This is a genomic window from Empedobacter sp. R132-2 (assembly GCF_030324375.1).
GTDB lineage: Bacteria > Bacteroidota > Bacteroidia > Flavobacteriales > Weeksellaceae > Empedobacter > Empedobacter falsenii_B.
In genome coordinates, this window is sequence record NZ_JACAGG010000004.1 from 83,157 (window position 1) to 96,911 (window position 13,755).

The following is a 13,755-nucleotide window of genomic DNA, read 5'->3' on the forward strand; positions in this document are numbered from 1 at the left end:
AACTACAATGAAAAAGATTAAAATTTCAACATATATTTTAGCTGCGGCATTGGCTTTCTCTGTTTCTTCATGTCATGATGATTTAGATTTAATGCCAAATGATCCAGATACTTATACACAATTTGATGTATTCAAAGATGTTGCTACTGCAAAATCTGCTTTAGCAAAAGTATATTCTTCTTTAGCACTTACTGGACAAAAAGGTCCAGCGGGAAGTGGAGATATTCAAGGTATTGACGAAGGTGCTTCTCAATATACTCGTTTAATGTTCAACTTAAATGTATTAACAACAGACGAATCTATTGTTGGCTGGGGAGATCCAGGTTTACCAAACTTGCATGAGATTTCTTGGGGAGCAAGTAACAGTTTTGTTGAAGCGATGTATTATCGTTTAGCACAAACCGTTTCTTTCTCTAATTCATTTATTGCAAACGCTGAAGCTTTATCAAGCACAACTCCAGAAGTGAAAGAATATGTAGCTGAAGCGCGTTTCATTAGAGCATATGCTTATTATAGCTTAATGGATTTATATGCGAATGTTCCGTTAGTAACAGAAGTTTCTTCTGAATTACCGAAACAAAGCAATCGTAAAGAGATTTTCACTTTCGTTGAAAGCGAACTAAAAGCTATCGAAGCTGAATTAAAAGCTGGTCGTACAAACGAATACGGACGTGTAGACAAAGCAGCTGCCGAAGCATTATTATCTCGTTTGTATCTAAATGCAGAAACTTGGATTGGTGAAGCAAAATATACAGAAGCTATTACTTATTCTAAATTAGCTATGCAAGCTGGATATACGCTTAACATAACTGATGGAAATAAAAATGGTTCTGCTTATGACGAATTATTTTTAGCTGATAACAATACGAATGGCGCGCAGAACGAAGCTATTTTCGTTTTAAATTTTGACGGAAATAATTCTCGTACATATGGAGGTTCTACTTTCTTAGTAAAAGCTGCAATTGGTGGAAAAATGACAGCTGCTGATTATGGTGTAAATGGTGGATGGGGAGGTCCTCGTTCTACAAAAGCATTGGTGAATCAATTTACAGATGCTGTAACAACGAAAGACAGTAACGGAAATCCAACTGCATGGAAAGATAAACGTGCGATGTTCTTTACAGATGGACAAACTTTTGAAATTAACAACATAGGTACATTTGGAGAAGGTTATGCTGTTTACAAATGGTCGAACAAACGTTCAGACGGAAAAAGTGCAAACGACGCAACAGGAGAATATGTTGACACAGATGTTCCTATAATTCGTTTAGCAGAAGTTTATTTAAACTATGCCGAAGCTGTTTTACGTGGAGGAACTGGTGGTGATCGTGCAACTGCATTGAGCTTAATCAACGAATTAAGAACTCGTGCATACGGAAATACATCAGGTAATATTACTGACGGACAATTAAACTTAGATTTCATTTTAGCAGAAAGATCAAGAGAGTTGTACTGGGAAGGAACGCGTAGAACGGATTTAATTCGTTTCAGTAGATATACAAATAATTACAATTGGCCTTGGAAAGGAGGCGTTCAAAACGGAACTTCTGTAGATGCTACAAAAGCTATCTTCCCAATTCCAAACAATATTATTGTCATTAATCCAAACTTAACTCAAAACCCAGGTTATTAAGATGAAAAATTTTATAAAATATATTTCGTTAGCTTGTGCGAGTATTTTTGCCTTAAGCGCATGTAACGATGATGAAGATATCATCAAATTAGATCCCTCAAATTTTGTTGCACCGAAAGTAGAAACACCTGCTTCATCAACAATTGAATTATTAGAAGAAAATGCTGCAAATACAGCAATGACATTTAATTGGAGTGCCGCAAATTATGGAACAAATACTCCTCCTAAATATGAATTACAAATTGATGTAAAAGGAGATAATTTTGAAAATCATCAAGTTCTTACTTCAACTTCAACATTAACAGCTGATGTTACCGTAAAAGAATTGAATTTAGCAGTTATTGCTTTAGGATTAGAACCTTTTAAAGAAGGAGAAATAGAATATCGTATTGTCTCTACAGTTGGTACTCCTGGTTCTCAACAGTTAATTTCTAATGTCAATATATTAAAAATAACGCCATATCCAACAGATTTATCTACAAATTGGGGTGTTGTTGGTTCTGCTACTCCTAACGGTTGGGACGGGCCAGATGTTCAATTTTGGAAAACTGATGTTACAAATGTATTTGTAGCGTATACAGATTTAAAAGCTGGTGAAATCAAATTCCGTCAAGACAACAAATGGGAGTTAGATTATGGTGGATCTAATGGAAAACTTGAAAAAGGAGGTAAAAACATCGCAGTAGATGCCGGTACTTACAAGATAACTATGGACTTAACAAATCTAACTTATAAATTAGATAATTATTCTTGGGGATTAGTAGGTGACGCTACAGCAAACGGATGGGATGGTCCAGACCAAAAATTGTCTTATGATGGTACTTTAGATGCTTGGACTATTACTACAACATTAAAAGATGGAGAATTTAAATTCCGTTTAAATAATGATTGGGGAACAAATTTTGGTGGTACAAGTAATGCAGGAGAATTAACAGACAAAGACGGTACTAACATCAAAATAAAAGCTGGGAAATATAAAATCACAGCTAATTTCAACAAGAAAACTTATACAGTAGAAGCTCAATAAAATTTTTTCTCATCAACAAATAATTTTTTAAAAGCCATTAAAATTCAATTACGTTTTTTAATGGCTTTTTTCTAAAACTACACAAAACATGAAAAACATTCTATCTATTTTAATGCTTTTAATGGTAATATCTTTTACCAAAGCACAAATTACAACAACTCCTTCACCACCCGAAGCAAACCAAGCAGTTGTAATAAACTTCGATAAAACAGGAACAGGTCTTGCCAATTATTCAGGAGATATTTATGCGCATACAGGCGTAACTATTGATGGAAAACAATGGGAAAATATAATTGAAAGTTGGGGAAATAATACCACTCAACCCAAATTAACTTTCGTTTCTGGATCAACCTACAAATTAGAAATCCCTACATCTATTTATCAATTCTATGGAGTTGATACTTCTAAAAATATTACAGCAATAGATGTTGTTTTTAGAAGTGCAGATGGAAAACAACAAACTACGGATCTTTCTATTTCGGTAGGTTCTTTCAAAGTTACTTTAACTAATCCGCTCGAAAATTCAATTACAAATGTTTCTTCAGGATCAAGTTTTAACATCAAAGCGATAGCTACAAAATCTGCTAATTGGACATTATCTGCTAACGGAACTCAAATTGATGCATTAAATAATTCAACTTCTTTTGATAAAAATTATACCATTTTACAAAATCAGAATTATACATTAAATGCAACTTTTAATGGTCAAACAATAAGCAAATCTTTTACAATTAATATCAAACCAACGGTTAAAGATGTAGCCATTCCATCTAATTTACATGAAGGAATTAATTATTTGAATAATGATTTTACAAAAGCATATTTGGTTTTATACGCTCCACAAAAAGAGTTCATTCATGTAATCGGAAGTTTCAATAATTGGCAACTTTCTGATCAATATGTGATGAATCGAGATACTACTAACAAGGATTTATATTGGATTGAATTATCTAATCTTAAAGCAAGTGAAATCTATACGTTTCAATATCGTACAAGTGATGGAATCAAAACTGCAGATCCTTATTCAACATTAGTCTTATCGCCTTATGACGATCCGTATATTACCGCTTCAACTTATCCCAATATGCCTGTATATCCTACTGGACAACAATTTGAAGTTTCGGTTTTACAAACGAATCAAACAAAATATAATTGGAAAGTTTCAAATTTCAATCGCCCAAATAAAGAGAATTTGATGATTTACGAATTATTAATTCGTGATTTCAATTCGACAAAAACATGGCAATCTTTAATTGATGATTTTGATTATTTCAAAAAATTAAACATCAACGCAATCGAAGTTATGCCCGTAATGGAGTTTGAAGGAAATATTTCTTGGGGTTATAATACAGCTTATCATCTTGCTTTGGATAAAGCTTATGGACCAGCAGATAAAATGAAAGAGTTCATCGATTTGTGTCATCAAAATGGAATTTCAATCATTTTAGATGTTGCTTTAAATCATGTTTATGGTCGATCTCCGTTGGTTAGAATGTGGATGAATGATCCCGACAATGATGGTTTTGGAGAACCAACTACTACAAATCCTTATGTTAATCAAACCTCAAAACATAGTTACAATGTTGGATACGATTTAAATCATCAATTAACACCAACTCAAAATTATGTACAACGTACATTAAAACATTGGATTGAAGAGTTCAAAATTGATGGATTTAGATGGGATTTAACAAAAGGATTTACACAAAATTGTACACCTTCTGATGAAACTTGTACAAACGGATATCAGGCTGATCGTGTAGCAATTTTAAAAAAATATGCAGATATGCAATGGACAATTGATCCGAATTCCTACATCATTTTTGAACATTTAGGAAATAATGGTTCAGCACAAGAGGAAACAGAATGGGCGAATTATCGCATTAACGAAGGTAAAGGAATTATGCTTTGGGGTAAAGCGACTAATAATTTTAATCAAAATACAATGGGATATGCTTCGGATAGTAACTTTGATTGGTTGAAGCATACTGTAAAAGGTTTTACGAAAAAACATTTGGTTGCCTACGCAGAAAGTCATGATGAAGAAAGAATGATGTACAAGAATTTACAATATGGTGCATCATCAGGAACTTATAATGTAAAAGATTTAAAAACTTCTTTAGAAAGACAAAAAGCTTTAGGTGCCGTTCTATTTACGATTCCTGGTCCTAAAATGTTGTGGCAATTTGGAGAATTAGGATATGATTATTCGATCAATCATTGCGAAGATGGAACAAATAATGACGGATGTCGCACCAATCCAAAACCTATTCCAAGCGAAATTGGTTACTTAACAAATGCCGATAGAAAATCTGTTTATGAAGTTTGGTCAAAAATTATTGGTCTTAAATTAAACAACAAAGTTTTCGAAACTGATAATTATACAATTACATCTGGAGATTTAAAACCGCGTATTCAGATTACAAATAATTTATTATCGTCGTCTGATTTATATGAGGTAATTGTTATTGCAAACTTCACAACAAGCACTCAAGCAATTGCGCCACTTTTTCCATTTACAGGAAATTGGTACAATTTGATGGACGAAACAACGCTGAATGTTACCAATACAAATTCATCATTTACAGTTAATCTAAATCCAGGTGAATTCAGAATTTTCGGGAATGCAAAAGCAAATTTATCAACAGATAATATTGAGGTTAATTCAGAAAAAATCTCTGTAACTCCAAATCCAGTTTCTTCCTCTTTTTCATTAAATATTAATTCAGAAAAAGTAAAAATTTATGATTTATCAGGAAAGTTGGTCAAAGAATTTTCAGGAAAATTTTCAGCAATACATCAATTTAACATCAAAGAATTACCAAAAGGTATTTACATTCTTGACATTGAAGCTAAAAATCGAAAATCGTCGGCGAAACTGATTAAAAATTAATTTTAAAAAAAGCCATTAAAATTCGTTTTGATGGCTTTTCATTTTCACAAATCGTTGAAAAATCAATAACTTGTCGGTTAATTTACACCATGACAAAAAAGAAAAATTCTACTTGCCATTTTTTCCTTCGCTTATACGCTGGGATTTGCCCAAACCAACAAACAAGTTTTATTTACAATCAAAAATCAATCGGATGTCAAATGTTATCGCATTCCGAGTATCATTACATCAGCAAAAGGAATATTGATTGCGGCAATCGACGAGCGTGTTCAAAATTGTGGCGATTTGCTTTACAATCCTGATATCAATATTGTGATTAGGACAAGTGATGACCAAGGAAAAACATGGTCAGCAATCAAGCGAGTGGTCGATTTTCCAGATCAAGAATCTGCTTCTGATGTATCGATGGTTTTGGATGAAAAGACAAAAGAAATTTATCTTTTTTACAATTACATGAATCAAAAAAATTGCGAAAAATGAATTTCGATTACATTTTGTAAAAGTGCTGACAATGGAGAAACATGGTCAAAACCTGTTGATATTACGGACCAAATTACGCCAACGGAATGGAAAAAAGATTTTAAATTCATTACTTCTGGTCGTGGCGCATACACAAAAGAAGGTTGGATTTTGAATACATTGGTTCGATTGAAAGACGGTGTTTACGTATTCGGAAGTAAAGATCATGGAAAAACGTGGGAACGAATTTCGATTGTTGCAGATAAAGCAGACGAAACAAATATTGTACAACTTCCGAACAAAGATTGGATGTTAAATGCGCGCGTTCAAAATGCTGGTTTCCGTAAAATATTTATCTCAAAAGATCAAGGAAAAACATGGACTTCTAAAATGGAAGAACAATTAATTGATCCAACTTGTAATGCTTCGACATTGGTTTTAGGAAAAGATATTGTGTTTAGTAATTTGCATGATTCAAAAGATCGTCAAAATCTGGGATTGAAAGTAAGTAAAGATCAAGCGAAAACATGGAATTTTTTCAAAACTATAGAACCAAATTCTTCGGCTTATTCCGTTTTAACGAATATATCAAAAAATAAAGTTGGTATTTTTTATGAAGCTGATGATTACCAAGATATGTTTTTTGAAGTAGTTGATTTAAAATAAATTCAATCATAAAAATATAAAAAAACCTCATCAAATGATGAGGTTTTTTGTTGCTTAAAAATTAAGCTTAATATTATATTTTTCGTAGAAATTCTCGATGTGAGCAACTGCTTCTTCTGCTGTATCAACCAAACGGAAAAGATCCAAATCTTTCTCAGAAATATAACCTTCTCTCAAAACTGTTTCTTTGATCCAATCAATTAAACCTGACCAATACTCAGTTCCTACTAACACAATTGGGAAACGTCCTGTTTTCTTCGTTTGTACCAATGTCATCGACTCAAATAATTCGTCTAACGTCCCAAAACCTCCTGGCATTCCGATAAATCCTTGTGAATATTTCACAAACATTACTTTTCGTGCAAAGAAATAATCGAAATTAATTTCATATTCACGGTCGATATATTTGTTCAATTCTGTTTCGAAAGGCAATGTAATTCCCAATCCAACAGAAGTTCCCCCACCCTTTTGCGCTCCTTTGTTTGCAGCTTCCATAATTGCCGGACCTCCACCAGTAATTACACCAAAACCTATTTGCGTTAATCGATACGCAATGTCCTCTGCTAATGCATAATATGGATGATCTGGAGAAGTACGTGCCGAACCAAAAATAGACACGCAAGGTCCTATTTTAGACATTACTTCGTAACCATTTACAAACTCTGCCATAATCTTGAACAACGCCCAAGAATCATTTATTCTAATCTCGTTCCAATCTTTTGGTCGAAACGGAGATTGTATTCTATCGTCTTCTTTTTCTTTATCTGTCATAGTATTTTAAATAAAAAAACCGCAACAAAAATGCTACGGTTCAATATACAAATTTATTGTTTCTTAATGATTAATCTCTACTCATAAAAATTCTCAAAATATACCAAAACAATAACATTAATGAAGCAAATAACGACAATGCAGCTGCAACATATTGTTGTGTTCCGAACTCATATTTTAATTGGTGAGTGTTGTACAAAATTGCTCCACCAGCTAAGGCGCACATTCCAACTGAGAACCATAATCCTAGATCGAACCCGAATAACATTCCTGCAATAATCAATCCAATTGCTAAGAAAAATCCTATAGTTAATGCTCCTCGTAAAATAGAGAAATCTGCTTTTGTTAAAAATACAATAGCTGATAATCCTACAAATAATCCACCTGTTACTACAGCTGCTTGTTTTATCACATAAGTTCCGCCATAATACAATGCGATGTAAAGCATTGGTACAAAAATTAAAGCTTCAGCAACTATATATAAAAAGTAGCCTAAATATTGTTTAGATTTTGAAATCGATCCGTACGCCATTTTTTGTGCAACCCATGTAATTCCCATGAAACCTGCTAATAAAATAAGCCAAAGATATCCAGAAGTTAAACTTAACATAAAGCTTACTAATGCTTCTGATTTTAACATCAAAGATTCGATTAAAACAAATACCAAAACTCCTCCAGCAACGTGTCCGTAAGTATGTTTATAGAAATTTGCCCTTTCTACACTCGTTGCCTCTGCAACCAATTGGTTTTGTTGATATACGTGTTGATTTTCCATATTCGTAATTTTTATAGGTTTTTCAAATTCAATTTATAAGGCTAAAATACTAATTTTAAATTATTTCTTAGCTCACTATTTTTTGGGAGTTTTTTACTGATTTTATCCAATCGATTAATCCGATAAATGATAAAATCAATAAGACAATATATTGCACAGAAGTGATAACTGCTCCTTTGTAAATCATTAATGGAATCATGATTAAATCACCGATAATCCAGAAATACCAGTTATCAATTTTTCGTCGCGCCATCATCCACATTCCAATCAAAAAAATAGCGGTTGTCGAGGCGTCTACAAAATCAATTTTAGAATAATGTAATTTACATTGGTTGATAAAACTGAAATCAAAACCATTTTGAATAACTGGACGAAAATAATAAATCGTCAAAATAAAGATAAAACTCAACGCGAAAAGTAAAGTTGCGTACAGATATTCTTTCTTCGTTGCCCACGAAACATCTACATGTTTATGATCTGCTTCGAGATTTTTTTGCCACAAAATCCAACCATAAATCGCCATTGAAGTATAGTAAACATTAATAATTGTTTCACCATATAATCCCCAATTAAAAAATAAATAAATGAAAATAAATGTTGAAATAATTGTAGTTGGATAAACCCAAATATTGCGTTTGTAGGTATAATAAACTGAAATAATTCCGAAAAAAGTTGCTATCGTTTCGAGCAAGATATTCAACTTAGAATAGGTTTTATAAGGAGCAAAGATGTAATCAATAAAATCGTTCATTCTTAAGTTGTGAGTTAAAATAATTCATTCTAAATCGTAAATCTAAATTCGTAATTATAATTTCTAACTTCAATCTATTCATAATCCAACACCCAAACCAAATAATATTCTCCAATCATTTTATAGAATGCATGATATTTACGAGATTTCACATCATCCGAAATCCAACAAATAAATTGTTTATTTTCTATTAATTCAAATTCTTCTGCACGATAATGATTCAGAAAATTCCAAAGATTTCCACCATTCAATTTGTACAAACCTTCTTTCATTCCCCAAATTACATGCAAATATTCAGTTTCATGTTCTTGAGGTATCCAAGCTATTTCATCTGGACGGGCAAATTTATGTTTGATGTTCAAAATTTTTCTTGGTCGAGACAATTCAATATCTATCCCAATATTATATTCGCTCACGCCAACAGAAACCAATCCATAGGAATGTGTGATGGAAATTTCTTTATTTGTAGGTAAAAAAGGTTTTCCTCTTTCGTCATAATTTACATCATAATCCAAGTCCAATTTCTTTAGACAAGCGCGCAAACCAAGATATTCTCTCGCCTGTTTAGGTCGAAGATTATTATATTTTTCTATTCTATAGTCCTCTAAATGAAGATATTCTAATAATTCTTCATTCGATTCTGTTACATTCCACGTAATAATGCGGGTATGTTTAAAATCGTTAATATAATCGATAACGGGCATTTTATTAATCGAAATTTGTTTGTAAATTTGTTCCTTATAAACTTAAAAAAAAAGTTAGTTAAATATATCAATTGATGGATACAAAAACGCAATACATTCCATACAAAGTTAAAGATATTTCTTTAGCTGAGTGGGGAAGAAAGGAAATTACGTTGGCTGAGGCAGAAATGCCTGGGTTGATGGCTATCCGTGAAGAGTACAAAGCTGCTCAACCTTTGAAAGGTGCTCGCATTGCAGGTTGTCTACACATGACAATCCAAACTGCAGTATTAATCGAAACGTTGGTTGCTTTAGGAGCTGATGTTACATGGTCGTCATGTAATATTTTCTCTACACAAGATCACGCTGCTGCTGCAATAGCTGCTGCTGGGATTCCTGTGTATGCTTGGAAAGGGATGAACGAAGAGGAATTCGATTGGTGTATCGAGCAAACATTATTCTTCGGAGAAGATCGTAAACCATTAAACATGATTTTGGATGATGGTGGAGACTTAACGAATATGGTGATTGATCGTTACCCAGAATTGGTTGCTGAGATCAAAGGATTATCAGAAGAAACAACTACGGGTGTACACCGTCTTTACGAAAGAATGGAGAAAGGTACATTGCCTATGCCTGCAATTAACGTAAATGACTCTGTAACAAAATCTAAATTCGACAACAAATACGGATGTCGTGAATCTGCAGTAGATGCTATCAAACGTGCTACTGACTTGATGATCGCTGGTAAACGTGTTGTAGTTTGTGGATTTGGTGATGTTGGTAAAGGTACAGCGGCTTCTTTCCGCGGTGCTGGAGCAATTGTTACAGTAACAGAAATCGACCCTATTTGTGCTTTACAAGCATCTATGGAAGGTTACGAAGTAAAAAAATTAGATACAGTGGTTGCAAACGCTGATATCGTAATTACGACTACTGGTAACTTTGGAATTGTACGTGCAGAGCATTTCGAGAAAATGAAAGACAAAGTAGTTGTGTGTAACATTGGTCACTTCGATAACGAAATCGATATGGCTTGGTTAAACGGAAACTACGGAAACACGAAAGAAGAAATTAAACCACAAGTTGACAAATACAACATCAACGGAAATGACATCATCATTTTGGCTGAAGGACGTTTAGTTAACTTAGGTTGTGCAACAGGACACCCTTCTTTTGTGATGTCAAACTCTTTCTCTAACCAAACTTTAGCTCAAATCGAATTGTGGACAAATTCATCAGCTTACAAAAATGAAGTATATACTTTACCTAAGCATTTAGATGAAAAAGTTGCAGAATTGCATTTAGCTAAATTAGGAGTAGAATTAGAAGTTTTATCTCAAGAACAAGCAGAATACATTGGTGTAACGGTTGAAGGACCATTTAAACCAGAATATTATAGATATTAATTAATTTTAATTCAAAATTTTTATTTGAAAAAAGAAAAAAGCACTTAACTATATGCCCTCGCCCTGAACAAGCGAGGGCTTTTTTGTTAGTCATTTTCTACGCCAGAAATTGATTCAAGTTCATTATTCAATTTATCAAGCTCTTTTTTAGTTGTATATTTTTTAGGAATATTTTTCTTAAAATTAAATGTCGCTTCTTTTTTATCTTTTTATCAAAATATCAGCATTGATTGCAGGCGTAATTCCTAATGGTGTTTTCATCCACACATCAGAATCAGTCGTTTTATATAAACATTTAGCCAGCAAAGCTCCACTAAAATAAATTGGCTTTTCAACTTCTGTTAATAATTCTACTTTGATGAAAAAATCATCTTGATATTTAATATTCAAATCACGTAAATCCATCGAAAAGACATCATTCTGTTGATATTCTTTTTTTACAACAACTTCAAAAGGTTTTTCTAAAATTGATTGAGCTGGTTTCCCATTATTCATTGCCGTTAAATCAACTTTCAAAAGAATAGAATCTAATTTCAAACTATTGCTAAAATTGAAATTAATACGTTGAAAAGTGAATTCTTTTTTAGGCGCATTTATTGGAATTGCAAATTCTTTGGTAAACTTAGGGAGTGAATCTTTACTAAAATTAATATCTGCCGTTAATACGATTAAAATTGATTTCGTCTTGGTATCCGAACCAACACGTTTTAATCGAAATTTGCTTTTATCATACAAAATCGTTTCATGTAATTCTATCGTATCTTTTTTATAATCTTGTGCATTTGCAAACGTTATAAAACATAAAAAAAGAAAGTAAATTTTTGTCATCTATTTGGTTTTTAAATCATTTATCAATTTTATAAAATATAGATGTTCAAAATTCACAAAGGTTACACAATGACATGTTAAAGTTTAACGCATTACATTAACAAAAGAAGAGTAACTTTTGGTTACTTTTCTAATTGATTTAGTATATTTTCTAATTCTTCTAAATTTTTCTTGTAAAACTTTTTTATCCACCATTTCAACATCCAAACACAGACTACTGAATACGCTAATAATGTCAAAAAAACGTATAGAAAGAAATAAAATTCATTTTCAAATTTTAGAAATTTATCATTTTGCATATAAGAAATTCCTATCAACATCAATACTAAAATATAGATGATGTACGAATAAATACTGTAAATATCTATCGATGATTTGTAATTATAATAAAACCAATTTATATTTTTTAACGAATTATATTCCAAATGATAAGAACGTTTATAAAAATTGAAAATATAATAAAAAGGAACTAAAAATGTTGCTGACACACATAATAAAACCCACCAAACTAATTGACTATTCGCATCAAATAAAAAAGGCATGAAAAACAAGAATATTAATCCTGATAATTGATAATAAAACTCTTTCTTCAAGGTTTTTCGTACTTTATCAATAATGGTATTTGCTTCTTGATTAAACTCAAGATTTGGATCAATTTTAACTTCATCTGAAGATTGATTGTCCCACTCTTTTTGTAATTCATCAAAATTCATAGTCGTATTTTTTTATGATGATTTGTATTTTTTCTTTTGTTCTGTTCAATTTCACACGTGCATTTCCTTCTGTAATTCCAAGATTAGAGCCAATTTCTTTGTGACTTTGTCCTTCTAAAAACAGAAAAATCAACGCTTTTTCTACTTTATTTAACTCATGTACTGCTTTATAAAACAATTCGAGTTGCGTTTCTTTTTCACCAGAATCCACCTCATCAACGCGGTCTATATTTTCTATGAATGTATGTTTGTCCGCTTTTTTCTTTTCTTTTTTGAAATAAGTCAAAGCAGTATTCAAGGAAACGCGGTACATCCAAGTTGAAAATTGTGAATTTCCTTCAAAACGTTCAAAAGATTTCCACAATTGCAAAACAATCTCTTGTATCAAATCATTTTGATCATCATCATCGTCCATATACATCTTAGCGACTTTGTGCAAAATCCCTTTATGCTGTTCGATTAGTTCTAAAAAATGAGTTTGTTTTGCTTCCAAAATCGTTATTTTATTTTTTTCAACGCAACTTGTTCATCGTCTATTATGATAACATTATTTTCAACTGTTATTTCCAAAATAGATTTCATCGCTTAATTATTTAGTGTTTATTAGTAAGTAAACATAAAGTAAAAACGTTACAAAAATTTTGAAAAAAAAAATTAAAACTCCATTTCTAACCAAATCGGTAAACTGAATTCTTCTAATAAATGAGCCAATTGAAATTCTTTGTAGTTTTCTTTCGTTATCCACGCCATTTCTTCTATCTCAGAAGCGATTTTAAGCGTTTCTAATGATTTTAATTTAACATGAAATACATTTGCATAAACTTCGGTATTAACTTCATTAACGGCAATAGAAGTATGTTGTCCTAAAAATGAAACATCGTGCTGTAGAATATCAACATTAATCTCTTCTAAAAATTCGCGTCGAAGTGTGGTTAATAATTCTTCATCTTGTTCTCGTTTTCCTCCAACCATCTGAAAAAATTTCGATTTCTTTTTTCGTACAGCTAACATTCTACCCGTTTCATCTGTAACCAAGGCATTCACCAAATAAATATGATTCATTGTTATGCGTTATGCGTTATGCGTTATGCGTTATGCGTTATGCGTTATGCGTTATGCGTTATGCGTTATGCGTTATGCGTTATGC

At 32.1% G+C, this 13,755-nt stretch carries 14 protein-coding genes; 6 read left to right on the forward strand and 8 right to left on the reverse strand.

The genetic code is table 11. The features are described from left to right. The first annotated feature begins 7 nt into the window (after nucleotides 1-7). The 5 genes from HXZ69_RS04095 (at nucleotide 8) to HXZ69_RS04115 (ending at nucleotide 6,678) form a co-directional block, all read left to right on the forward strand. Nucleotides 8-1,633, forward strand: a complete 1,626-nt coding sequence (locus HXZ69_RS04095; RefSeq protein WP_038331160.1) for a RagB/SusD family nutrient uptake outer membrane protein — start codon at nucleotides 8-10, stop codon at nucleotides 1,631-1,633. Nucleotide 1,634: 1 nt separating this feature from the next. Next, complete coding sequence (locus tag HXZ69_RS04100; RefSeq protein ID WP_125349454.1) at nucleotides 1,635-2,660, forward strand: SusE domain-containing protein; 1,026 nt, start codon at nucleotides 1,635-1,637, stop codon at nucleotides 2,658-2,660. 88 nt (nucleotides 2,661-2,748) lie between these two features. After that, the gene (locus tag HXZ69_RS04105; protein WP_286495111.1) at nucleotides 2,749-5,553 is read left to right on the forward strand and encodes an alpha-amylase family glycosyl hydrolase; all 2,805 of its coding nucleotides are present in this window, start codon (nucleotides 2,749-2,751) and stop codon (nucleotides 5,551-5,553) included. 243 nt (nucleotides 5,554-5,796) lie between these two features. Then, complete coding sequence (locus HXZ69_RS04110) at nucleotides 5,797-6,033, forward strand: sialidase family protein (RefSeq protein ID WP_286495112.1); 237 nt, start codon at nucleotides 5,797-5,799, stop codon at nucleotides 6,031-6,033. A gap of 6 nt (nucleotides 6,034-6,039) precedes the next feature. After that, nucleotides 6,040-6,678: a sialidase family protein gene (locus HXZ69_RS04115; RefSeq protein WP_286495171.1), complete on the forward strand. Its 639-nt coding sequence runs from the start codon at nucleotides 6,040-6,042 to the stop codon at nucleotides 6,676-6,678. 54 nt (nucleotides 6,679-6,732) lie between these two features. Here HXZ69_RS04115 and HXZ69_RS04120 read toward each other — a convergent pair whose 3' ends face one another. The 4 genes from HXZ69_RS04120 to HXZ69_RS04135 all read right to left on the reverse strand — a co-directional run bounded on the left by HXZ69_RS04120 (nucleotide 6,733) and on the right by HXZ69_RS04135 (nucleotide 9,679). Next, nucleotides 6,733-7,449 (reverse strand): LOG family protein, encoded by a 717-nt coding sequence (locus tag HXZ69_RS04120; protein ID WP_180905791.1) that lies wholly within the window; start codon nucleotides 7,447-7,449, stop codon nucleotides 6,733-6,735. Between the two features lie 70 nt (nucleotides 7,450-7,519). Further along, nucleotides 7,520-8,224: a Bax inhibitor-1/YccA family protein gene (locus HXZ69_RS04125; protein ID WP_052217477.1), complete on the reverse strand. Its 705-nt coding sequence runs from the start codon at nucleotides 8,222-8,224 to the stop codon at nucleotides 7,520-7,522. A 67-nt stretch (nucleotides 8,225-8,291) separates the two neighbouring features. Then, entirely contained in the window at nucleotides 8,292-8,975 is a 684-nt protein-coding gene (gene pnuC / locus HXZ69_RS04130) for a nicotinamide riboside transporter PnuC (RefSeq protein ID WP_286495115.1), read from the reverse strand. Nucleotides 8,976-9,049: 74 nt separating this feature from the next. Beyond that, on the reverse strand, nucleotides 9,050-9,679 hold the full coding sequence (locus tag HXZ69_RS04135) for a 4'-phosphopantetheinyl transferase family protein (protein WP_038331028.1): 630 nt from the start codon (nucleotides 9,677-9,679) through the stop codon (nucleotides 9,050-9,052). Between the two features lie 74 nt (nucleotides 9,680-9,753). Here HXZ69_RS04135 and ahcY point away from each other — a divergent pair, with 74 nt between their 5' ends. Then, entirely contained in the window at nucleotides 9,754-11,067 is a 1,314-nt protein-coding gene (ahcY, locus tag HXZ69_RS04140) for an adenosylhomocysteinase (RefSeq protein ID WP_038331025.1), read from the forward strand. Nucleotides 11,068-11,268: 201 nt separating this feature from the next. Here ahcY and HXZ69_RS04145 read toward each other — a convergent pair whose 3' ends face one another. The 4 genes from HXZ69_RS04145 to HXZ69_RS04160 form a co-directional block, all read right to left on the reverse strand. Further along, nucleotides 11,269-11,895, reverse strand: coding sequence for a hypothetical protein (locus tag HXZ69_RS04145; RefSeq protein ID WP_286495118.1), 627 nt, complete (start codon nucleotides 11,893-11,895; stop codon nucleotides 11,269-11,271). 122 nt (nucleotides 11,896-12,017) lie between these two features. Further along, nucleotides 12,018-12,608: a hypothetical protein gene (locus HXZ69_RS04150; protein WP_286495119.1), complete on the reverse strand. Its 591-nt coding sequence runs from the start codon at nucleotides 12,606-12,608 to the stop codon at nucleotides 12,018-12,020. Continuing rightward, entirely contained in the window at nucleotides 12,598-13,029 is a 432-nt protein-coding gene (locus tag HXZ69_RS04155; RefSeq protein WP_502875734.1) for an RNA polymerase sigma factor, read from the reverse strand. The genes HXZ69_RS04150 and HXZ69_RS04155 overlap by 11 nt, the downstream gene beginning before the upstream one ends. A gap of 233 nt (nucleotides 13,030-13,262) precedes the next feature. Further along, a complete protein-coding gene (locus HXZ69_RS04160; RefSeq protein ID WP_286495123.1) occupies nucleotides 13,263-13,670 on the reverse strand; it encodes an NUDIX hydrolase in 408 nt (135 codons plus the stop codon). Nucleotides 13,671-13,755: the final 85 nt, after the last annotated feature.

Bases quoted from the DNA above. Each gene is read 5' to 3' on its own strand.
- HXZ69_RS04095 (WP_038331160.1), top strand. From the start codon at position 8: ATGAAAAAGATTAAAATTTCAACATATATTTTAGCTGCGGCATTGGCT.
- ahcY (WP_038331025.1), top strand. From the start codon at position 9,754: ATGGATACAAAAACGCAATACATTCCATACAAAGTTAAAGATATTTCT.
- HXZ69_RS04125 (WP_052217477.1), bottom strand. From the start codon at position 8,224: ATGGAAAATCAACACGTATATCAACAAAACCAATTGGTTGCAGAGGCA.
- HXZ69_RS04120 (WP_180905791.1), bottom strand. From the start codon at position 7,449: ATGACAGATAAAGAAAAAGAAGACGATAGAATACAATCTCCGTTTCGA.
- HXZ69_RS04135 (WP_038331028.1), bottom strand. From the start codon at position 9,679: ATGCCCGTTATCGATTATATTAACGATTTTAAACATACCCGCATTATT.
- HXZ69_RS04150 (WP_286495119.1), bottom strand. From the start codon at position 12,608: ATGAATTTTGATGAATTACAAAAAGAGTGGGACAATCAATCTTCAGAT.
- HXZ69_RS04155 (WP_502875734.1), bottom strand. From the start codon at position 13,029: ATGTATATGGACGATGATGATGATCAAAATGATTTGATACAAGAGATT.
- HXZ69_RS04105 (WP_286495111.1), top strand. From the start codon at position 2,749: ATGAAAAACATTCTATCTATTTTAATGCTTTTAATGGTAATATCTTTT.
- HXZ69_RS04100 (WP_125349454.1), top strand. From the start codon at position 1,635: ATGAAAAATTTTATAAAATATATTTCGTTAGCTTGTGCGAGTATTTTT.
- HXZ69_RS04145 (WP_286495118.1), bottom strand. From the start codon at position 11,895: ATGACAAAAATTTACTTTCTTTTTTTATGTTTTATAACGTTTGCAAAT.
- pnuC (WP_286495115.1), bottom strand. From the start codon at position 8,975: ATGAACGATTTTATTGATTACATCTTTGCTCCTTATAAAACCTATTCT.
- HXZ69_RS04160 (WP_286495123.1), bottom strand. From the start codon at position 13,670: ATGAATCATATTTATTTGGTGAATGCCTTGGTTACAGATGAAACGGGT.